General features: G+C 66.0%; 14 protein-coding genes and 1 pseudogene. 6 read left to right on the top strand and 9 right to left on the bottom strand.

Annotated elements, in window-relative coordinates:
- Window positions 1–30: 30 nt before the first annotated feature.
- From addB to trxA, 3 genes are all read left to right on the top strand, one after another.
- Window positions 31–3,054: a double-strand break repair protein AddB gene (gene addB, locus FFS68_RS15185; RefSeq protein ID WP_137754039.1), complete on the top strand. Its 3,024-nt coding sequence runs from the start codon at window positions 31–33 to the stop codon at window positions 3,052–3,054.
- Window positions 3,051–6,521: a double-strand break repair helicase AddA gene (gene addA, locus FFS68_RS15180; RefSeq protein WP_137754038.1), complete on the top strand. Its 3,471-nt coding sequence runs from the start codon at window positions 3,051–3,053 to the stop codon at window positions 6,519–6,521. The genes addB and addA overlap by 4 nt, the downstream gene beginning before the upstream one ends.
- A gap of 63 nt (window positions 6,522–6,584) precedes the next feature.
- Window positions 6,585–6,905 carry a thioredoxin TrxA gene (gene trxA / locus FFS68_RS15175; RefSeq protein WP_088442833.1) on the top strand — a complete coding sequence of 107 codons (321 nt, stop codon included), beginning with the start codon at window positions 6,585–6,587 and terminating at the stop codon, window positions 6,903–6,905.
- A gap of 116 nt (window positions 6,906–7,021) precedes the next feature.
- On the opposite strand, the pseudogene argJ reads toward trxA, so the two are convergent.
- The 5 genes and pseudogenes from argJ to FFS68_RS15150 form a co-directional block, all read right to left on the bottom strand.
- Window positions 7,022–7,909, bottom strand: a pseudogene (argJ, locus tag FFS68_RS15170) (bifunctional glutamate N-acetyltransferase/amino-acid acetyltransferase ArgJ); the annotation flags it as partial.
- A 182-nt stretch (window positions 7,910–8,091) separates the two neighbouring features.
- Window positions 8,092–9,528, bottom strand: a complete 1,437-nt coding sequence (locus FFS68_RS15165) for an aldehyde dehydrogenase family protein (RefSeq protein WP_137754037.1) — start codon at window positions 9,526–9,528, stop codon at window positions 8,092–8,094.
- 96 nt (window positions 9,529–9,624) lie between these two features.
- Window positions 9,625–10,935, bottom strand: coding sequence for a M20/M25/M40 family metallo-hydrolase (locus FFS68_RS15160; protein ID WP_137754036.1), 1,311 nt, complete (start codon window positions 10,933–10,935; stop codon window positions 9,625–9,627).
- 58 nt (window positions 10,936–10,993) lie between these two features.
- On the bottom strand, window positions 10,994–12,457 hold the full coding sequence (locus tag FFS68_RS15155; protein WP_137754035.1) for a PQQ-dependent sugar dehydrogenase: 1,464 nt from the start codon (window positions 12,455–12,457) through the stop codon (window positions 10,994–10,996).
- A gap of 109 nt (window positions 12,458–12,566) precedes the next feature.
- Complete coding sequence (locus FFS68_RS15150) at window positions 12,567–13,082, bottom strand: hypothetical protein (RefSeq protein WP_137754034.1); 516 nt, start codon at window positions 13,080–13,082, stop codon at window positions 12,567–12,569.
- Window positions 13,083–13,265: 183 nt separating this feature from the next.
- Here FFS68_RS15150 and FFS68_RS15145 point away from each other — a divergent pair, with 183 nt between their 5' ends.
- Entirely contained in the window at window positions 13,266–14,201 is a 936-nt protein-coding gene (locus FFS68_RS15145) for an IS1595 family transposase (RefSeq protein ID WP_137754033.1), read from the top strand.
- Window positions 14,202–14,293: 92 nt separating this feature from the next.
- Here the strand turns inward: FFS68_RS15145 and FFS68_RS15140 are convergent, their stop codons facing one another.
- Window positions 14,294–15,172, bottom strand: coding sequence for a hypothetical protein (locus tag FFS68_RS15140; protein WP_137754032.1), 879 nt, complete (start codon window positions 15,170–15,172; stop codon window positions 14,294–14,296).
- A 73-nt stretch (window positions 15,173–15,245) separates the two neighbouring features.
- Here FFS68_RS15140 and FFS68_RS15135 point away from each other — a divergent pair, with 73 nt between their 5' ends.
- Both FFS68_RS15135 and FFS68_RS15130 read left to right on the top strand, forming a co-directional pair.
- Complete coding sequence (locus tag FFS68_RS15135) at window positions 15,246–15,452, top strand: helix-turn-helix transcriptional regulator (protein ID WP_137754031.1); 207 nt, start codon at window positions 15,246–15,248, stop codon at window positions 15,450–15,452.
- 4 nt (window positions 15,453–15,456) lie between these two features.
- Entirely contained in the window at window positions 15,457–16,125 is a 669-nt protein-coding gene (locus tag FFS68_RS15130; protein ID WP_137754030.1) for a hypothetical protein, read from the top strand.
- Between the two features lie 93 nt (window positions 16,126–16,218).
- Here the strand turns inward: FFS68_RS15130 and glnA are convergent, their stop codons facing one another.
- From glnA to FFS68_RS15115, 3 genes are all read right to left on the bottom strand, one after another.
- A complete protein-coding gene (glnA, locus tag FFS68_RS15125; RefSeq protein ID WP_137754029.1) occupies window positions 16,219–17,631 on the bottom strand; it encodes a type I glutamate--ammonia ligase in 1,413 nt (470 codons plus the stop codon).
- A gap of 71 nt (window positions 17,632–17,702) precedes the next feature.
- Window positions 17,703–18,041, bottom strand: a complete 339-nt coding sequence (locus tag FFS68_RS15120) for a P-II family nitrogen regulator (protein WP_037518110.1) — start codon at window positions 18,039–18,041, stop codon at window positions 17,703–17,705.
- A 383-nt stretch (window positions 18,042–18,424) separates the two neighbouring features.
- Window positions 18,425–20,611 (bottom strand): PQQ-dependent dehydrogenase, methanol/ethanol family, encoded by a 2,187-nt coding sequence (locus FFS68_RS15115; RefSeq protein WP_137754028.1) that lies wholly within the window; start codon window positions 20,609–20,611, stop codon window positions 18,425–18,427.
- Window positions 20,612–20,686: the final 75 nt, after the last annotated feature.

The following is a 20,686-nucleotide window of genomic DNA, read 5'->3' as shown; positions in this document are numbered from 1 at the left end:
TCGGCGGCAAGCCTTGAATAACCGGGTCGCATGACGACATCCCCCACCGTCTTTTCCATCCCCGTCCAGCGGGCGTTCGCCGACGCGCTCGCCGCCGGCCTGATCGACCGCTTTGCCGACGGCGCGCTGGGGCTCGCCGAAGGATTGATCCTGCTGCCCAGCAACCGCGCGCGCAGCGCGGTGCAGGCGGCGTTTGTGCGCGCCAGCGGGACGGGGTTGCTGATGCCGCGGCTGGCGGTGATCGGCGACGCGGATCTGGATGAAAGCGTCGCGCTGGCGCTCGACGCGATCGACGCGGCCGAACCGATCCCGCCCGCGATCGATGCGCTGCGACGGCGGTTGATGCTCGCGGCGCTGATCGAGCGGCACAATCCGGCGGGTGAAGAGGCGATTACCGGCGCCGCGGCATTCCAGCTGGCCGAAGGATTGGGGCGGGTGATCGACCAGCTCCATTATGAGGAAATCGCACCGGCGCGGCTCGGCGACATCGAAACCGCGCTTGGCGATCTCGCCGAACATTGGCAGGCGTCGTGGCAGCGCCTGCGTCTGCTCGTCGATCATTGGCCCGCGATGCTGGCTGCGACCGGGCATGTCGACCGCGCCGACCGCCGCAACCGCTTGCTCGCCCGGGTCAGCGCGGGATGGCGTGCCGCGCCGCCCGCGCGTTTCGTCGTCGCCGCAGGGGTAACCACCGCTGCGCCCGCGATCGCACGGCTGCTGCGGACCGTCGCCGACCTGCCGCAGGGGATGGTGATGCTGCCGGGGCTCGACCTGAGCATGGCTGCGGAAGAATGGGACGCGCTGGGGCCGACGAAACCCGATCCCGAAAAGCCGGGAGAGCGCCCGCTCGAAACGCATCCGCAATATCATCTCAAACTGCTGCTCGGCCGGATGGGGATCGCGCGCGACGAGGTTGGCGAATGGGCCACGGCGTCGCCGTTCGACGGCCCCGATGCGCGCACCCCCTTTTTGTCGCTGCTGTTCGCGCCCGCCGCTTACACCGCGCGCTGGCAGGCCGCCGAAAACCTCGCGCCCGGCCTGACCGGGGTCAGCGCGGCAACCTTTGCCGACGACGGGCAGGAGGCGCAGGGGATCGCGCTGATGATGCGGCGCGCGCTGGAAGAACCGGGGCGCACCGCCGCGCTGGTGACCCCCGATCGTTTGCTTGCCGAACGCGTTGCCGCGGCACTCGCGCGCTGGGACATCGCGGTCGATGACAGCGCTGGGCAGCCGCTGGGGCAGACCCCGCCGGGGGCGCTGTTGTTGCTGCTCGCCGAATTTGCCGCGGCGTTCGATCCGGTGCGGCTGATCGCGCTGCTCGGGCATCCGCTGGTGCGCGCTGACGGCGAGACCAAGCAACGGCTCGACTGGCTCGATCAGGTGCGGCGGCTCGACCTTGTGCTGCGCGGGCCGGGGCTGGTGCCGGGCTGGGTCGGGGTGACGGCGCGAATAAGCGAGATTGCGGCCGACAGCGAGCGGCGCGGGCATGGCGAAGCGGTGGCGATTGCCGATTGGTGGACTGAGGTGGCGACGGGGCTGAGCACGGCGCTCGCGCCCTTCGCGGCAGGCGTTCCCGCGCCGCCGTCGGTGCTGCTCGGCGCGTTGCAGGACGCGCTTGGCTGGCTGACCGACGAGGGGGCGTGGACGGGCCATGCGGGCCGCGCTTTGTCCGACATGTTCGACCGTTGGGCGATGGCGAAGGGTGACGGCCCGGCACTGGTCGCACCCGCCGATTTCCCCGCGATGCTCGCCGACTTGATGAGCGGGGAGAGCATCCGGCCCCCCTATGGCGGCCACCCGCGCCTGTTCATCTGGGGTTTGCTGGAGGCGCGGTTGCAGCGCGCCGATGTGATGATCCTCGGCGGGCTCGACGAAGGGCGCTGGCCGCCACAGCAAAGCCCCGATCCCTGGCTTGCCCCCGGCATCCGCCGGATGCTCGGCCTCGCCGCGCCCGAGCGCCAGCAGGGGATGGCGGCGCATGATTTTGCCGGTGCCTTTGCGGCGCGCGCGGTGGTGGTGACGCGCGCGATGCGCAGCGGCGGCGACCCGGCGGTCGCGTCGCGCTTCTGGCTGCGGCTGGCGGCGCTGGCGGGCGAGTTGCCCGAGGCGAAGCTCGACGGGCGGCCGGTCACCGCGCTGGCGGCAACGCTCGATGTCCCGCCGGGAAGGAGCGAACCCGCCGACAAGCCGCGTCCCGCCCCGCCGCCGAACGCGCGGCCCGACCGGATCAGCGTCACCGGGGTCGATCAGCTGGCGCGCGATCCCTTTGCCTTTTACGCCGCGAAGATCCTGCGCCTGAGCGAACTCGAGCCGCTGAGCAGCGGTCCCGACGCCAAATGGTTCGGGACGCGCGTGCATAAATTCCTGCAGGACTGGCAGGCGGCGGGGCTGACCGAGGTGGCCTTTGCGGCGGAACTCGACGCCTTACGCGCCGACCCAGCGCTCGACTCGCTCGGCCGCGCCTTCTGGTTGCCGCGGATCGAACCGTCGCTGCGCTGGGCCGCCGAGCGGGTGTGGGCGGCGCGCGACGAGCGTTGGCCGGTCGCCAATGAGGTCAGCGGCACGCTGCTGGTGGGCGGCATCACGCTGCATGGCACCGCCGACCGCGTCGATCAGGCCGCCGACGGCACGCTGGCGATCATCGATTACAAGACCGGCGCGGCGCCATCGGCCAAGTCGGCGGGCGAGGGGCTGAACAGCCAGCTCGGCCTGCTCGGGCTGATCGCCGAACAAGCGGGGTTGGGCGATCTGGCGCCCGAGCCGGTCGGCGCGTTCGAATATTGGGAATTGAAGCGCGACCGCAAGAAAGGCGTCGAGGGCGCGGTCAAGGCGATCAAAGGGCAAAAACCCAATCCGCCGACCGCCGCGGCGGTGGTCGAGCGAGCGCGCGAGGCGCTCGCTGAGCTGAGCGCGCGTTTTTTGCTGGGGCAAGAGCCATTCGTTCCCGGTGACAGCGCCAAACGCTACGCCGATTTCGACCAGCTGATGCGCCGCGACGAATGGTTCGGGCGCGGTGATCCCGATCCGGTCCCGACGGACGGGGGGGCGGCATGACCGACCCCGACAAGCTGCTCAAGACACTCGACGGCGGGCAGCGTGCCGCCGCGCAGCCGCACGACCATGTCTGGCTCGGCGCGTCGGCGGGGACGGGCAAGACGCAGGTGCTGTCGGCGCGCGTGCTGCGGCTGATGCTGGCGGGGGTGTCGCCCGAGGCGATATTGTGCATCACCTTTACCAAGGCGGGTGCCGCCGAAATGGCGCACCGCATCCACGAGCGGCTGGCGATGTGGGTGCGGATGGCCGACGGCGATCTGCGGCTCGACCTGGCCGCGCTGGGCGCCGACTGGGCCGAGCCGGGTATCCTCGACCGCGCCCGATCGCTGTTCGCCACGGTGATCGACAGCCCCGGCGGCGCGGTGCGGGTGCAGACGATCCACAGCTTCTGCCAGACGCTGCTCGCGAGCTTCCCGCTCGAGGCGAAAATCCTGCCCGGGTTTCGCGCGCTGGAAGACAGCGAAGCGAGCGCGTTGCAGCGCGAGGTGCTGGGGCAGTTGCTCGCGCGTATCGATGCCGACGGCGACGCGATGCGGACGATCGCGGCGATGCTGTCGCAGCGGTTGGGACAGGATGCCGCGATCGCCTTTCTGGCGCGCTGCGCGAGCAGTTTCACCGCCGCCAATGCGCCGCGGCTTGCGCCGCGCGCGGCGGACCTGCGCGCGCAGCTGGGGTTGCCGCAGGGCGATCCGCTGACCTGGCAAGCCGCGGCGCTGGGCGGCGGCGCGATTGCCGATGCCGATATTGCCGCGGTGGCTGCGAGCGGGCGCGGCTGGGCGACCAAGACCGGCGACGGCCGCGCCGACATCATGGACGACTGGTTTCGCGCCGATGCGCATGGGCGTGCCGCGATGCTTGCCGCAGTGCGCGGCTGCTTCCTGACCGGCACCGGCGACATGCGCGCGGATTATACCAAGGACAAGGGCGGCATGCGCAGCTGTCTGGGCGCCGCCGAGCGCATCGTCGCCGCGGCCGACGAATTGCTCGCCACCGCCACCGCGATGGCGGTCGCCGACGATCTGGCGGCGGCGTGGGATTTGGGTAGCCGTTTTGCCGAGACCTATGCGCTGGCCAAGCGCGAGCGCGGGCTGGCCGATTTCGATGACCTGATCAGCATTGCGGGGCATCTGCTGGCGCAGGGCGATTTCGGCGACTGGGTGCGCTTCAAGCTCGACCAGCGCACCGACCATATCTTGGTCGACGAGGCGCAGGACACCAATGCGCGGCAGTGGGCGATCGTCGCCTCGCTGGCGGGCGAGTTTTTCGCCGGGCTGGGTGCCAAGGACGACCGGGTCCGCACGATGTTTACGGTCGGCGACCGCAAGCAGGCGATTTTCGGCTTTCAGGGAACCGAACCCGCGGCTTTTGAGGCGGCGCGGCTGAGCTTTGCCAAGCGCGCGGCGGAGGGCGGCAGACCGTTCGAGGATGTCGATCTCGACACCAATTACCGGTCGAGCCCCGCGGTGCTCGACGTCGTCGATGCGTGGATCGCGGCGGGGGCGCCCGAATTGATGGGGCTGGAGAGCGACGAGCCGCCGCACATCCCCGCCGAATTCAACCGCGACCGCGCGGGGCGCGTCGAGCTGTGGTCGCCGCTACCGGTCGGCAAGGCGCTCGACGCCGATGCCGAGGACGAGGGCGCCGCTGAGGGTGACGAGGAGGACGCTGCCGGACCGCGCGATACCTCCGCCGCCGCGAGCGATCCCGCCAGTCTGCGGCTCTCTCGCGCAATTGCCGACGAGGTGCAGGACTGGCTGCTCCACGGCAAGGACGGCCGCGCCGTCGCGCCGGGCGATATCCTGATCCTGGTCCGCCGGCGCCGCGACCTGGCGGCACGGATCGTCGCGCGGTTGCAGTCGCTGCATGTTCCGGTCGCAGGGGTCGATCGCTTTTCGCTGATGCAGTCGCTGGCGGTGCAGGATCTGCTCGCGGCGATGCGCTTTGCGGTGCAGCCGCTCGACGACCTCAACCTCGCCAGCCTGCTGGCGTCGCCGCTGTTCGGCTGGAGCCAGGACGATCTGTTTCGCTTTGCCCATGGCCGCCAGAAACGCGCGCTGTGGGAGCAATTGCGGGCACGCGAAGCGGAGGCGCCGCCCGAAACGATGGCGGCGCTGCGCGCCCTGCTCGGCATGGGCGATTTCACGACGCCGTTCCGCTTTCTGGAACGCATCCTGTCCGGCCCGCTCGACGGACGGCGCAAGCTCTATCACCGGCTGGGGCGTGAGGCGCGCGACCCGATCGACGAACTGCTCGCGCAGGCGCTGGCGTTCGAGCGGCAGAAAGCGCCGTCGCTGCTCGGCTTCCTGGCGCACATCGCCGCGAGCACCGCCGAGATCAAGCGCCAGAGCGAAGCGCGCAGCGATGTCGTGCGCGTGATGACGGTGCATGGGTCGAAGGGCTTGCAGGCGCCGATCGTGATTCTGGCGGACGCGACCGACGATCCCAAACCGCGGCGGGTGAGCTTTGGCTTGTCGATGGGAAATTGGGAGAAGTTGCCCGTGTTTCCGCTCGGCAAGGACGAGCGGCATGGCGCGATTGCTGCGGCGCATGACGCGAAGGAAGCCGCCGAACGCGAGGAGCATTGGCGATTGCTCTATGTGGCGATGACGCGCGCCGAGGAATTGCTGATCGTTACCGGGACGCGGAAGTCGGACGAACTTCCCGAGGGCAATTGGCACAGCGCGGTCGATGCGGTGATGGCCGATATGGGCGCCGCGTGGCAGGACGCCGGGCCGCGCTGGGGCCGCAAGCGCGTCCATGCGGTGCAGGGCAAGGCGCGCGCCGCGAAGGAGAAGGCGCGTTCGGTCGTGGCGCCCGCCGTCGTTCCAGACTGGGCGCGGCAACCGGCGCCCGAGGAAGCGCGCCCGCCGCGCCCGCTCGCGCCCTCGGCGCTGGGCGACGATGATGTGGCGGCGGTGCCGCAGGGCGCGGCGCGTGCGGCGGCGGTGAACCGCGGGCTGTTGCTCCACGCGCTGTTCGAGCGGCTGCCGCCGGTGGCGCCCGAGATGCGCCGCTCGGCGGCGACGCGCTGGCTGGGCGTGCAAGCGGCCGATCTCGACGCGGCGGTGCGCGGTGCGATGGTCGATGAGGTGCTGGGCGTGCTGGGCGATCCCGCGCATGCGGCGCTGTTCGGGCCGGGCTCGCTCGCCGAGGTGCCGCTCTCGGCGGTGGTCGACGGGGCGGTCGTCGCGGGGATCGTCGACCGGCTGCTGGTCACCGCCGACGTGGTGACGGTGATCGATTACAAAACGGGGCGGCATGTGCCGGACAGCGCCGCCGCGGTGCAGCCCGCCTATCTGCGCCAGATGGCGGCGTATCGCGGCGCGCTGGCGGCGATTTTTCCGGGGCGACGGATCGATGCGGCGCTGCTCTATACCGCCGGACCGCGGCTGATCCGACTGGACGACGCGCTGCTCGATGCCCACAAGCCGGGCTTGGCGGCAACCAAGGCGAATTTGGGCGGTTGAGGTCTTGAGCCGGAGGCTGCGACGTCTTAGCTTGAGGGCAAGCGAATTTCAGGAGTAGATATCATGGGTACCAAGGCCATCACCGACGACAGCTTTCAGGCCGATGTCCTCGACAGCGACACCCCCGTGCTGGTCGATTTCTGGGCCGAATGGTGCGGCCCGTGCAAGATGATCGGCCCGTCGCTGGAAGAAATCGCCAATGAGCTGGGCGAAAAGGTCGTGATCGCGAAGCTGAACATCGACGATCATCCGAACGCCCCCGCCAAATATGGCGTGCGCGGCATCCCGACGATGATCCTGTTCAAAAATGGCGAGGTTGCCGACACCAAGGTCGGCGCGGCGCCGAAGAGCGCGCTCAAGGGCTGGCTGGAAGGCGCACTTTAACACCGGACCTCGTCATTGCGAGGAGCGAAGCGACGCGGCAATCCACAGCGTGCCACCTTGCGCCAGCTCGATGGCTAGAGATTGCTTCGCTTTGCTCGCAATGACGAAGAGGCGCTTCAGCTCCGATAATCGGCATTGATGCTGATGTAGCCGTGGGTGAGGTCGCACGTCCAGACGGTCGCGCGGCCTTCGCCGAGCCCGAGATCGACGCCGACGCGAATTTCCAGACCCTTCAGGTGCGCCGCGACCGGCGCCTCATCATAGCCATCGACCGGCAGCCCGTCCTTCGCCACCCAATGATCGCCGAAGCGGATCGCGAGCTTGTCGCGGTCGGCGGGTTCGCCCGCCTTGCCGACCGCCATCACGACGCGGCCCCAGTTCGCGTCCTCGCCCGCGATCGCGGTCTTGACCAGCGGCGAGTTGGCGATCGCGAGCGCGACGCGCTTGGCGCTGTCGTCGCTGACCGCGCCCGACACCTGCACCTCGATGAATTTCGACGCGCCCTCGCCGTCGCGCACGACCTGGTGCGCGAGGTCGAGCGAAACCGCGCGGATCGCCGCGTAGAGCGCATCGGCGCCCGGATCGTCGCGGGTGGTCAGCGGCGCGCCCCCCGCCTGTCCGGTCGCAAACAGCAACACTGTGTCGCTGGTCGAGGTGTCGCTGTCGACGGTGATGCTGTTGAAGCTGCCGCCGGTGGCCTCGCTCAGCATCTCCTGCAGCAGCGCGGGGGCGACGGCGGCGTCGGTGAAGATATAGCCGAGCATTGTCGCCATGTCGGGGGCGATCATGCCCGATCCCTTGACGATGCCCGCAACATGGACGGCCGTGCCGCCGACAACGGCGCTTGCGGCCGAGCCCTTGGCGAAGGTGTCGGTGGTGCAGATCGTTTCGGCGGCGGCTTCCCATGAGCAGGGCGCGGCGGTGAGCGCGGCTTCGACCCCGGCGCGCGCCTTGTCCTTGGGGAGCGGGACGCCGATGACGCCGGTCGAGCTGACGAAGACGTCGTCCGCGTCGCGCGGGCGCAGTACAAGAATTGGGACCGCGCCCAAAGAAAAACCCTCCCTGTAAGGGAGGGGTACGGAGACTTGGGCGCGTGCGCCCTAGTCGTAGTGGGGTGGGTGGGCGGCCACAAAGAACGCCTGCGGCGACCCACCCCCGACCCCTCCCTTTCAGGGAGGGGAGAAGATCAGGCCGGAATGCCGCTGATCGACTTCACTTCCATGAAATCCTTCAGCCCGAACACGCCACCTTCGCGGCCGTTACCCGACGCCTTGTAGCCGCCGAACGCCGCGCCGGGGCCGGGGCCCCAAGCGTTGACCGCGACCATCCCGGCGCGCAACTTCGGCGCGAGGTCGGCAGCTTGGGCCGGGTCGCCCGAGATTACCGCAGACAGGCCATATTCGGTGTCGTTGGCGATATCGACCGCCTCGTCGAGATCGCCATAGGCCATCACCGTCGCGACGGGGCCGAAGATTTCCTCATTGGCGATCCGCATATCGCGGGTGACGCCCGAGAACACCGTCGGCTTGATATAATAGCCGCGGTTGACGTTGCTCGGTAGCCCGGTGCCGCCGGTCTCGAGCGTTGCGCCTTCGTCGATCGCCGACTGGATCAGGCTCTGGATCTTGTCGAACTGCGCCTTGTTGACGACGGGGCCGATATGGCCGCCCTCGGCCTGCGGGTCGCCCACGGACGTGCCGTCGAACATCGCCTTGATGACGCCGACCGCTTCGGCCTGACGCTCTTTCTGGACCAGGATGCGCGTCGGCGCGATGCAGCTCTGGCCGGTGTTGACCAGCACGCCCTGCACCGTCGGGGGCAGCACCGCGGCGAAGTCGGCGTCGGGCAGGACGATGTTCGGCGACTTGCCGCCGAGTTCCTGATGGACGCGCTTGACGGTGTCGGCGGCCGCCTTGGCGACCAGGATACCGGCGCGGGTCGATCCGGTGAAGCTGACCATTTCGATGCCGGGGTGCGCGCTGATTGCATTGCCGACGGTCGGGCCGTCACCCTGCACCAGGTTGAACACGCCCGGCGGCACGCCCGCGGCGTCGAGGATTTCGGCGAAGATTGTCGCGTTGCCGGGGCATTCTTCGGAGGGCTTGAGCACCATCGTGTTGCCCGCGGCGAGCGCCGGTGCGACTTTGAGCGCGATCTGGTTGAGCGGCCAATTCCACGGCGTGATCATGCCGACGACGCCGATCGGTTCGTAGGCGATGACGCCCGCGGCGTATTTTTCGGTGAAGTTGAAATCCTTCAGCGCGGCGATGGTGCCAAGGAAGCCGCCGATCCCGGCGCCGACCTGGGCGGTGCCCGCGAAGCTGACCGGCGCCCCCATTTCGCTCGCCATAGATTTGGCAAGGTCAGGCGCGCGCTTCTTATACTCTTCAACGATGTTGTTCAGCAGCGCGAGCCGCTCTTCGCGCGTGGTCTGCGACCAGCTTTTCAGCGCTTCGCGCGCGGCGGCGACGGCATCGTCGACGTCGGCGGCGGTGCCGAGCACGATCGTCGAGGCGGCTTCTTCGGTCGCCGGGTTGATGACGTCGTGCCGCTTGCCCCCCTTGCTGTCGACCCACTGGCCGCCGATATAGTTCTGCTTGAGGTGCGTTGCGGTGTCGCTCATTTTCTCTCTCCCAATCGGCGTGAATTTACGTCTCGGATTGCTACCTAATCACTGTGGCGGATGAATCAAGCAACGCCAACTGACAAAACTGGCGGGTCAGCGCTTTTCAGCACTCAGCCGTGACATCAATATGGCAGCGCGGGTCGCCTGGCGCGCGATGCTGGGGATGTCGACCGCTTCGCCGGGGGCATGATCGCCGGTGCTGTACGGGCCCAGTCCCGCGAGCCCGTCGACGTCGGCGGCGACAAAGCTGATATCGCCTGCGCCGCGCTTGAGCGGATCGAGCGGCGCCATTTCGGCGAGCCCGAGGTCGCGGTTGACCCCGTTCAATTTGGCCAGCAGCGCGCGGTTGCCGTCGGTCGGCGCCATCGATGGATAGCCACCAGGATCAAAGCTGATCTTTGCGTCGGTGCCGGGCGCGTGGCCCGCGACAATCGCCGTCATCTTTGCCTTCACCCGTTCGATCTGGTCGGGCGACAGCGCGCGCAGGTCGCCGCGCGCGACCGCGATCGGCGCGATGATGTTGGTCTTGCCGGTGACAGTGGCGCGGATGCCGCCTGCGTCAAGCTCTGCCTGCTGCCCGCCCGCGATCAGCCCGACGTTGAAGGTAAGATTGGGTTCGGGAAGCTCGGTGCGGAACCGATACAGGATGCGCGTCAGTTCATAGATCGCGCCGTCGCCTGCGGCGGCGCTGAAAATCCCCGAGCTGTGTGCGCTTTTGCCGGTCGCGGTGACGGTCCAGCTATCCGACGAACGCCGCGCGACCGACCCCATGTCGGCGCCCCCATCGCGCACCAGCCCCTCGAAATCGAGCGCGACGTCGCTGCGCTTGCCCGCGGCGATCAGGTCGGCGCGCGCCTTTTCGATCGGGCTGCCCGCATCTTCCTCGTCGCCGGTCATATGGATTTCGATATTGGCGCCCTTCAACGTCCCCGCCGCCTGCATCGCGCGCAGCGCCGCGACGATCACGACCATCCCGCCCTTGTCGTCGCCGGCGCCGGGGCCTTCGCCCATATCGCCCTTGCGGACGAATTTCTGGAAGGGCGAGTCGGTTTCGAACACAGTATCGAGGTGGGCGATGAGGAGCAGGCGCTTGGTGTCGGGGCGGCCGACATGCGTGGCGATCAGATGCCCGGCGCGGCCGGTGTCGGTCATCGGCTTCCACTCGACCTTGAAACCCAAAGGTTCGAGTTCGGCGCGCATCATCGCCCCGACCTTTTCGACGCCCTCAAGGTTGAGCGAGCCGCTGTTCTGATTGACCAGCTTTTCGAGCAAGGCGAGGCTGCGGTCCTGTTCGGCGGTGACGGTTTTCGCCATGCCGCTTTCGGCTTTGCTCAGTTTGGCATAAGCGGCTGGCGCGAGCGCGAGCTGGAGGGCGACGAGAGCGGCAAGCGGCAGCGATTTCATGGGGGGAACTCCTCTGGACGCTGCCCTTGTGCCGGTTGCACGCCAGAGGGGCAAGCGGTCAGCCGGGGCGCACCATGAAAATATCGCCGCCGATGCTGACGATGAACAAATTGCCCGCGCTGTCTTCGCCGAATGACGCGATATTGGTCAGCGTGCCCGCATCGGGCGCGAAATCCTCGTTGCGCCGCGCAAAGCGCGACGACGGCAAGGTCTGACCGGCGACGAGGCTGGCGAAGGGCACCGACCAGACGTTGCCCGAGACGAAATCGGCAAACACATATTGCCCGGCAAGCGAGGTCACCGGGCCGCGATAGACATAGCCGCCGGTCACCGAGCGTCCCTGGCGCGGGCCGCTGCCATGGCCATATTCGGCGACGGGTGGGGTCAGCCCGGCGGGGGCGGTGCCCGAATAGGGCTGGGTGCCTTCGAGAAAGCGCCAGCCGAAATTGAGCCCCGGCTGGGTCGTCGTGACCAGATCGATTTCCTCGACTGCGCCCTGCCCGACGTCGCCGATGATCAAGGTCGAGCCGGAGAAGGAAGCGCGGAACGGATTGCGGAGGCCAAAGGCATAGACATAGGGATCGCCGCCGCCCGCCAGAAAGGGATTGCCGGGGGCGGGGACATAGGAGGCGCCGCTGATCGCGAAGCGCAGGATCTTGCCGAGCTGGACATTGCGGTTCTGGGCATTGTTGCTCGGGTCGCCGCCGCCGCCGCCATCGCCGACCGCGACATAGATGTGGCCGTCGGGGCCGAAGCCGATCCAGCCGCCGTTGTGATTGTCGAACCCGGGGTGCGGGATGTCGAGCACGGTGTCGTAGCTGGTCGAGCTGTTCGGCAGACCGAGCGTATAGCGGCGGACCTGAACATTGCCGTTGGTCGCAGTCGCGACCGCAAACAGGCGCTGCGACGTGGCGTGATCGGGATAGGGCGCGAGGCCGAGCAGGCCGCGTTCGCCGCTGGTCGAAATGTCGGTGATGTCGAGCACCCGCGTGCGGCTGCCGTTCGCCGGGTCAAAGCGGTACACATCGCCGCCTTTTTCGACGACATAGACGCGGCTGTCACCGGGGATCGCGGCGACGTACAGCGGCTGGTTGAAACCGGTGCCGACGCGCGTCACCGCTATGCCCTCGCGGCTGTTGGTGACGGTGATGTTGACCGCCTGCGTGACGCTCGCCTGTCCATCGCTGACGCGCAGTGTCACGGCATAGACATTGTCGCCGTCGGCGTCGCCGGGCAGGTCGAAATCGGGCGCGGGGCTGAAGCTGAGCGCCCCGGCGCCGGTGATCGCAAAGCGCGCCGCATCGGCGCCGCCGTCGATGGTAAAGGTCAGCGTGTTGCCGTTGGGGTCGGTCGCGGTCGCCTGATAGGCGGCGGTGCTATTTTCGGCGACGCTGGCGGTTTGCAACGAGGTGAAGCTGGGCGGCGCATTGGCGGCGGGCGGGGTGCCGCCGCCACTGCCACCGCCGCCGCCACAGGAGGCCAGCAAAAGCGAAGTGAGGGCGACAGAGACGCGCATCCGCATGGCCAAACAGCCTTTCGTGATCGAGCCCGCCCCGGGGGCTCAACCTGCCATTGGTGCGCGGCGCCCGCAACCCCGGCGGTTTACCATAGGCGCGGCGCTCGGCGCCGGGTCAGGCTGCGACCTTCACCTCGTCGAAATCGTCGAGCTTGTTGAGCGCCTCGCGCGCGATGCTGTGCATCTTCACCGTATTGACCGTCAGCCCTTCGGTATCGTGGCCGGTCAGATTGTCGACGTTGAACACGACGCGCGTCTTTGCCGGGGCCAGTTCCTCGAGGGTGAATTTCAGCCCGGTGGTCACCGCCCCGTCGTCGACGCTGTAGATGATGTGCATTTCGCGCGGGATTTCCATCGCGACCGCGAACTTGACCTTGTAGGCGTCGGGGCGCTCCTTGGGCACGATCTTCGCCCAGTCCGGGTCGCCCTTTTCGACCACCAGCTCGTAGAGCCGCGTCGAACCGCCGTTGGTGACCAACGGCAGGCCCGAATCGCTGCCGTCGCCGAACATCTTGGCAAACACCTCTTCGCGCGGCGCCGCGACGGTGCGCGTCTGGCTGACCAGCTCGGCGACTTTGCCGCAGCTGGTGGTGAGCAGCATGGCAGCGATCAGACATATGGAGCGGTGCATCGCGATCCCCCCTGAAAAGCCGGACCTGCATAGCCAAGACGATTTACCAAAGGGTCAACGGTTTCGATTGCATGTAAAGAGTGTTGGACAGGCCGCCGCTGCGCTTGTAAAGAGCTCTGGCGTTATTATACTTGACATACCCACTCGAAACTGGCAGAAAACTCCCATTGAGGAGTTAGACAGATGGTTTCCGCGCTTTCCGCCCCGCACTTTCACAACGAAGAAGCCGCCTTCGTTTACGTCGAGGCGCGCGTCTGGCCAGAAGGTCCGACCTGCCCCCATTGCGGTGGCGTGGAGCGCATCGGCAAGATGGGCGGCAAGTCCACCCGCCTTGGCCTTTACAAGTGCTACCAGTGCCGCAAGCCCTTCACTGTGCGGATCGGGACCATCTTTGAAAGCAGCCACGTTGCCCTGCATATCTGGTTGCAGGCCATGTATCTGATCGCGGGCAGCAAGAAGGGCATTTCGAGCAACCAGCTTCACCGCACCCTTGGCGTCACCCTGAAAACCGCTTGGTTCATGTCGCATCGCATCCGTGAGGCAATGACCAATGACACCATTGGCGATTTCGGCGCTGGCGGCGGCATGGTCGAAGCCGACGAGACTTTCCTTGGCCGCGATCCCGACGCCGTAAAGACCCGCCACCCGCACCGCCATATGAACAAGGTTGTATCGCTGATCGACCGCGCAACTGGCCGTTCGGCATCGGTCGTTTTTACCGGCAACCTATCGGCTGATAGCGTTGGTCAGATCGTTGCTGCTTATGTTTCGCCGGAAGCGCATTTGATGACCGACGAAGCCCGCCACTATCGCACCATCGGTCGCGACTATGCCGTGCACACCAGCGTTGCCCACGCGCATGGCGAGTATGTTCGCAAGGATGACGCGACCATTCACACCAACACCATCGAAGGCTTTTTCAGCATCTTTAAGCGCGGCATGAAGGGTGTTTACCAGCATTGCCAGAAGAAGCATTTGCACCGCTATTTGGCCGAGTTTGACTTCCGCTACAGCAACCGTCAGGCTTTGGGCTGCAACGACGCTGATCGTGCCGACCGTCTGTTGGCTGGTGTCGTTGGCAAGCGGCTCACCTATGAAACGACTGGTCGAGGGGCCTAAGCGCCATGCCAAAGAAGAAAAATCAGGAGACGCAGGCCGAGCAAAGCGAGCGGTTTCGAAAAACCGCGCGGGATCTAATCGACGCTGGAGAACTAAACCCCATCGCCGCTGATCGCGTGATGGAAAAGATTCTGAAAACCCGCAGGAATGTCCCGCCGGACTAATTCGTCGCCGCTAAGCATAGCCTCTGTAAACTCGCTAAACCTCTCGATCTCTTCTCGACGCAATATAAATCCGTGCGCATCGGCGGCACCTTCAAGCATTCGCTTGAAATGCGGTCGCGGCTCTTCGTCGCCTATCAGGCTTTGCAGCGAGTATATGTAAGCCTCATAGGCCACCATATCAGCCGCTTGCAGGCCCGGAAGGGCGGCGCAGTTATTGAAGCCCACGCTGACCAAAGTGTTCTCAAAATACTGCATTGCTCCGCTCACAATATCGCCCCGGCTATCTTGCAGCCGCGCAGCATCGAATTGGAGGGAAACCGGCGCCTTGCTTATATCCGACATACGGTGCGCCGCCATCACGCAGGACATAAACGCGAACTGCTCTGGCGATTTGTAAAGCTCTTTGCATATCGGCGAGGCGAATTTGTTCCAATCCTCGACGCACACCGAAAAGCTGACGGGGATCACACCCGACCGAATGACCGCATCCCGGAACAATTTGATAACTCGGTCCCGCTCCGCTTGATTATAGCCTTCAAATTCGCCCCATCCATTCGAAATATGGGATAAATGGAACTGCTTGATTGGCGGCTTTCCGGGGATTGGTTGCTGCAACAAAGGCAGCCAATCGCGCTCCAGTTTCGTGAACCATTCAGTGTCGCCCATGACGCCGCCCCACACCACGACCGATGAATCGCAATGGGTGCCGCTGTCGTCAAAATAGCCTTGAAGCATTAGGAAGCACCCCCGTTCACCCTGACCGGGGAACGACAAGCGCACCAAATCTCGGTTGGGGAAGTGCCTCATTTAGCACCCCCAATCATGCTTGGGTATGCCAAATATAACAACGCCAGAGCTCTTGACAGGCAAGGGAGCCGCTGTGGAAAATCGGGTGCGCGAATATCGCGAAACTGCGGGGTGGAGCCAGGGCGAACTCGCCCGCCGCCTCGGCGTGTCGCGCCAGACGATCAACGCGGTCGAAACCGACAAATACGACCCCAGCCTGCCGCTGGCGCTCCGCATGGCGGGGCTGTTCGGCCTCGAAGTGCGCGGGCTGTTCATCGACCATTGGACGCCGAAGGAGTAGCGATATGACGACGCAGGCAAACAAGGCGGCCGGTTGGCGCAAGATGGCGATGCAGGCGATGTTCGGCGCGATCGCGGGCGCCGGCGGCATGATCGCGGTGCTGGCGCTGGTCGAGGGACAGGGCGGCCTCGACTGGGCGCCCTCGCCGATCATCCTGCTCGCGGTCGGGTTCATCTATGCGCTGATGGGGCTGTTCGTCGGGCTGGGGACGGTGGCGCCGCGCCTGCTCGGCCAGCGCCTGCTCAACGTCGCCGATGCCGACGAAATCGTCGAGGAACGATCGAGCATGGGCGCCAGCGCGATTTGCTGCCTGATCCTGGGTGCCGCATTGATGCTGCTCGCCCATGCGGTGGCGACAGATGCGGCGGGCACCGCGGCGTTGGTGACCCCCGCAACCGCCTTTTGGATATTGCTGGCGGTGCTTGGCGGTTTCACCCTGGTGTCGCTGTGGATGTGGAAAAGTTTCGACGAGCTGTGGCGCCAGTTGACCGTCGAGATTGCGGCGACCACCGGCAATCTGTTGATGTTCGTTGCGATCGTCTGGGGCGGCGCGGCGGCGGCGGGGCTCGCCGCCGGTCCCCAGCCGCTCGACCTGGTATCGCTGTCGTTCGGGTCGATGCTGCTCGCTTGTTTTGTCGTTACCGCCCGCCGCGGGATGATGGCGCCGCGCTAGGGCGATTGCCGACATCCCTATCATGCTCACCCAAAAGGGCGCCCGGTTCCCCCGAACCGGGCGCCCTCCCTTGGCGTCGCTGACCCTTGCGGATCAGGCGCTGTAGTACATGTCGAACTCGACCGGGCTCGGGGTCTGTTCGACGCGATAGACTTCATCCCACTTCAGTTCGACATAGGCTTCGATCTGATCCTTGGTGAACACGTCGCCCTTGAGCAGGAAGTCATGGTCGGCGATCAGCGCGTCGAGTGCTTCGCGCAGCGAGCCGCAGACGGTCGGGACTTCGGCGAGTTCCTCGGGCGGCAGGTCATACAGATTCTTGTCCATCGGATCGCCCGGGTGGATCTTGTTCTGGATGCCGTCGAGGCCCGCCATTAGCAGCGCCGAATAGCAGAGGTATGGATTGGCCATCGCGTCGGGGAAGCGGAATTCGACGCGCTTCGCCTTGGCGCCCGCACCATAAGGGATGCGGCACGACGCCGATCGGTTGCGGCTCGAATAAGCGAGCAGCACCGGCGCTTCGAAGCCGGGGACCAGGCGCTTATAGCTGTTCGTCGTCGGGTTGGTGAAGGCGTTGAGCGCCTTGGCATGCTTGACGACGCCGCCGATAAAATGGAGGCACATGTCGGACAGGCCGGCATAGCCGTTACCGGCGAACAGCGGCTTGCCCTTTTCCCAGATCGAGATGTGGGTGTGCATGCCGCTGCCGTTATCGTCCTTGATCGGCTTGGGCATGAAGGTCGCGGTCTTGCCATAAGCATGCGCGACCTGGTGCACGACATACTTATAGATCTGCATGCGGTCGGCGGTTTCGGTGAGCGTGCCGAAGGTGAGGCCGAGTTCGTGCTGCGCCGCGGCGACCTCATGGTGGTGCTTGTCGCACGGCAGGCCCATTTCGAGCATCGTCGACACCATCTCGGCGCGGATGTCGACGGCGCTATCGACCGGCGCGACGGGGAAATAGCCGCCCTTGGCGCGCGGACGGTGCGCGAGGTTGCCGCCTTCATAGCTGCGGCCGGTGTTGGTCGGCAGTTCGATGTCGTCGATTTCGAACCCCGACTTGTTGTAGCCGGTTTCGAAACGGACATCGTCGAACATGAAGAATTCGGCTTCGGGGCCGACATAGACGGTGTCGCCGACGCCGGTCGAGGCGACATAGGCCTCGGCGCGCTTGGCGGTCGTGCGCGGGTCGCGGGCATAGCCTTCGCCGGTCGACGGCTCGACGATGTCACAGAAGATGACGAGCATCGGGGTCGCCGAGAAGGGATCGTCATAGACCGCGTCGAGATCGGGCATCAGGATCATGTCGGATTCGTTGATCGCCTTCCAGCCTTCGATCGACGAACCGTCGAACATCAGGCCGTCTTCGAGCTCATCTTCGCCGAGGATCGAGGCGACCATGGTCAGGTGCTGCCACTTGCCCTTGGGATCGGTGAAGCGCAGATCGACCCACTCGATGTCGTTTTCCTTGATCCGCGCGATGATATCCTTGGGCTTCGTAGCCATGGTCTGAACTTCCTTCTTGCGATGATGACCGGTTGCACCGGCTTAGTTGAACAGGGTGGGGAGCAGTTGGTCTAGAGCGCGTCCTCGTTGCGCTCGCCGGTGCGGATGCGCAGCGCAGTTTCGACCGGGATCACGAAAATCTTGCCGTCGCCGATGCGGCCGGTCTGCGCGGCAGCGGCGATCGCCTCAACGACGCGTTCGGCCATGCTGTCCTCGACGATCACTTCCAGCTTCACCTTGGGCAGGAAGTCGACGACATATTCTGCGCCGCGATACAGTTCGGTATGGCCCTTCTGGCGGCCGAAACCCTTCGCTTCGGTGACGGTGATGCCGCTGACTCCGACTTCGTGCAACGCTTCCTTGACCTCGTCGAGCTTGAACGGCTTGATGATCGCCTCAATCTTCTTCACGCTTTTCGTCCCCCTTTGGGCATTTCGCATCGCTCGCAGTCAGAGCCGGATCAGGCCTGCCTGTCCGGTTCGCACCCGTGAGTCGCTGCGAGGCCCCGTCATCTTGCACCAATCAAGAGCCGTGCCAATTGGCGAATCGCAAGCTTTCGGTAAGATTTGGGACAGGATGTTGCGCGGTTGCTTAAGGGGTGAGCAATGCGCGTGATGCGGTGCCTAAAAAAGTGGCAGATGCGTGTTTATTCCTCCCTGTCGCGAAGCGATGGGGAGGGGGACCGTCCGCGAAGCGGATGGTGGAGGGGCTTTGCGACGGTAGCGCTATCGCCCCTCCGTCAGCGCTTCGCGCTGCCACCTCCCCATGACTGCGCCACAGGGAGGATTAAAGGTCACCGCCCCATCGGCGCCGTGCTGTCCGCCAGATTCGCCTTGGTCCAGTTCGACCGTTCGATGACATAGGCGCGGATGGCTTCGGCGTCCTGCGGGGTCAGCACTTTCGCAAAGCTAACCATGCCGCGATCCTTTAGCGCGCCGTCGATCACCACGCCCTTCCACGCCTCGGCATTGGCCAATGTCCCCGAGACACGAAGATCAGGGGTGAAGCCGTTGCCGATCGCGCTGTCGCCGTGACAGACCATGCAATAGCGCCCGAATTGCGCCTTGCCCGCCGCGACCTGCGCCGCGCTCGCGGTCATCGGCGGCGGGTTCCACGCCAGCGTTGTCGTCGCGGGCGGCGCGGGCAGTTTGCCGGTGCCGCCGATCTTGAGCACGACCAGCCGCGGGATGTTCGGGATCTTGCGCGTCGCGCCGCCCGCGACCCCGGCGACGAGCGGGAAGGCGCCGCCCTTGCTGGTCATGAACGCCACATATTGGACGCCGCCGACGCGGAACGTCGATGGGGCGCTGACGATGCCCGACTGCATGTCGAGGTCGAGCAATTGCTTGCCGGTGTCGGCAGTATAGGCGCGAAAGCGGCCGAGGCTGGTGCCCTGAAACACCAGATTGCCCGCGGTCGTCATCGTGCCGCCGTTCCATGCGGCGGGATGATCGACGGCCCAGGCGACCTTGCCGATGCGCGGGTCAAAGGCGACGAGGCGGCCGGTGGTTGCCGCGACCGCGGCGCGGAATGCCGCCTTGTCGTCGGGGAGCAGCGTGCCGGTGAGCGAGGTGCCGACGTTGAAGCCGAGCACCTTGCGCTTATCGAGCTCGTTCATGTCGGCGAGATAGCCCTGCGGGATCTGCTGGGCCGGGATATACACCAGCCCGGTCGCGGGGTTGTAGCTCATCGGGTGCCAGTTGTGCGCGCCGAGCGCTCCGGGGATCGCGATGAAGGGCTTGCCGGTCTTGTAGAAACGCGCTTCGGGATTTTCGATCGGGCGCCCGGTCGACAGGTCATATCCCGTCGCCCAGTTGATCCCGTCGACGAACGGCTTGGCGTCGATCAGCTTGCCATTGTTGCGATCGATGGTGAAAAAATAGCCGTTCTTCGGCGCATGGTACAGCACCTTGGTCGGCGTGCCGTTCACCGCCTGCTCGGCGAGGATGATCGGCTGGGTTGCGGTATAGTCCCACGTCTCGGCCGGGGTTTCCTGATAATGCCATTTATAGGCGCCGGTCGACGCGTCCAATGCGACGATCGACGAGAGGAACCAGTTGTCGCCCTCGCCGTTCGAGCGCGTACCATGGTTCCACGGATTGCCGTTGCCGACCCCCAGATAGACCTGGTCGAGATCCTTGTCATAGACGATCGCGTCCCACACGGTGCCGCCGCCGCCCGAGGTCTGCCACTCGCCCTTGTCGGACCAGGTGGCGTTGGCCTTTGACGCGAAGATGTCGTCGCTGGCCGCGCCGTCCTTGGCCTTGGTTGGGTTGGGCGCGGTATAGAAGCGCCAGCGTAACTTGCCGGTGTCGGCGTCATAAGCGGTGACGTAACCGCGCACCCCGAATTCGGCGCCGCCGTTGCCGATCAGCACCATGTCCTTCACCACCCGCGGGGCGCCGGTGATCGTGTAGGGTTTCGCTGCGTCGACCGTTTGCGTCGACCAGACTTCCTTGCCGGTCTTACGGTCGAGTGCAATCAGTCGCCCGTCGATCGTCCCGACGAACAATTTGTCGCCCCACAGCGCGACGCCGCGGTTGACGACGTCGCAGCACGCATTGACCGCGCTCTCGCCGGGAACCTTGGGGTCGAATTTCCACAGCGGCTTGCCGGTCGCGGCGTCCCAGGTGCTGACTTTCGACCACGCATGGCTGACGTACATGACGCCGTCGACGACCACCGGGGTCGCTTCCTGCCCGCGCGCATCCTCCAGGTCGGCGCTCCAGGCGATGCCGAGCTGGCCGACGTTGCTGGCGTCGATGTCGGTGAGCGGGCTGAAACGCTGTTCGTCATAGCTGAAGCCGATCGCGCCCCAGTCGTCGCCATTGCCTCCCGTCTTGAGCAGGGTCTCGCTGGCCCTTTCGGCGTCGTCGAGCGCGGCGGTGCCGGTGATGCTGTCGTTCTTCGACGCGTTGCACGCCGCCAATGCCAGTAGCGCGCCGCCCAGCAGCGCGGCGTTCCAGACCCGTTTCGCCATCCCAAACTCTCCCGTTCCACGCCTATGCTTGACGTTAACGTCAAGACTGCGCCGGATGGACGGGGGGTGCAAGAG

Origin of the sequence: Sphingopyxis sp. L1A2A, from assembly GCF_005502465.1 — a bacterium.
In the GTDB taxonomy this organism is placed as follows: Bacteria; Pseudomonadota; Alphaproteobacteria; order Sphingomonadales; family Sphingomonadaceae; genus Sphingopyxis.
This window is presented reverse-complemented; position numbering and strand designations above follow the sequence as displayed.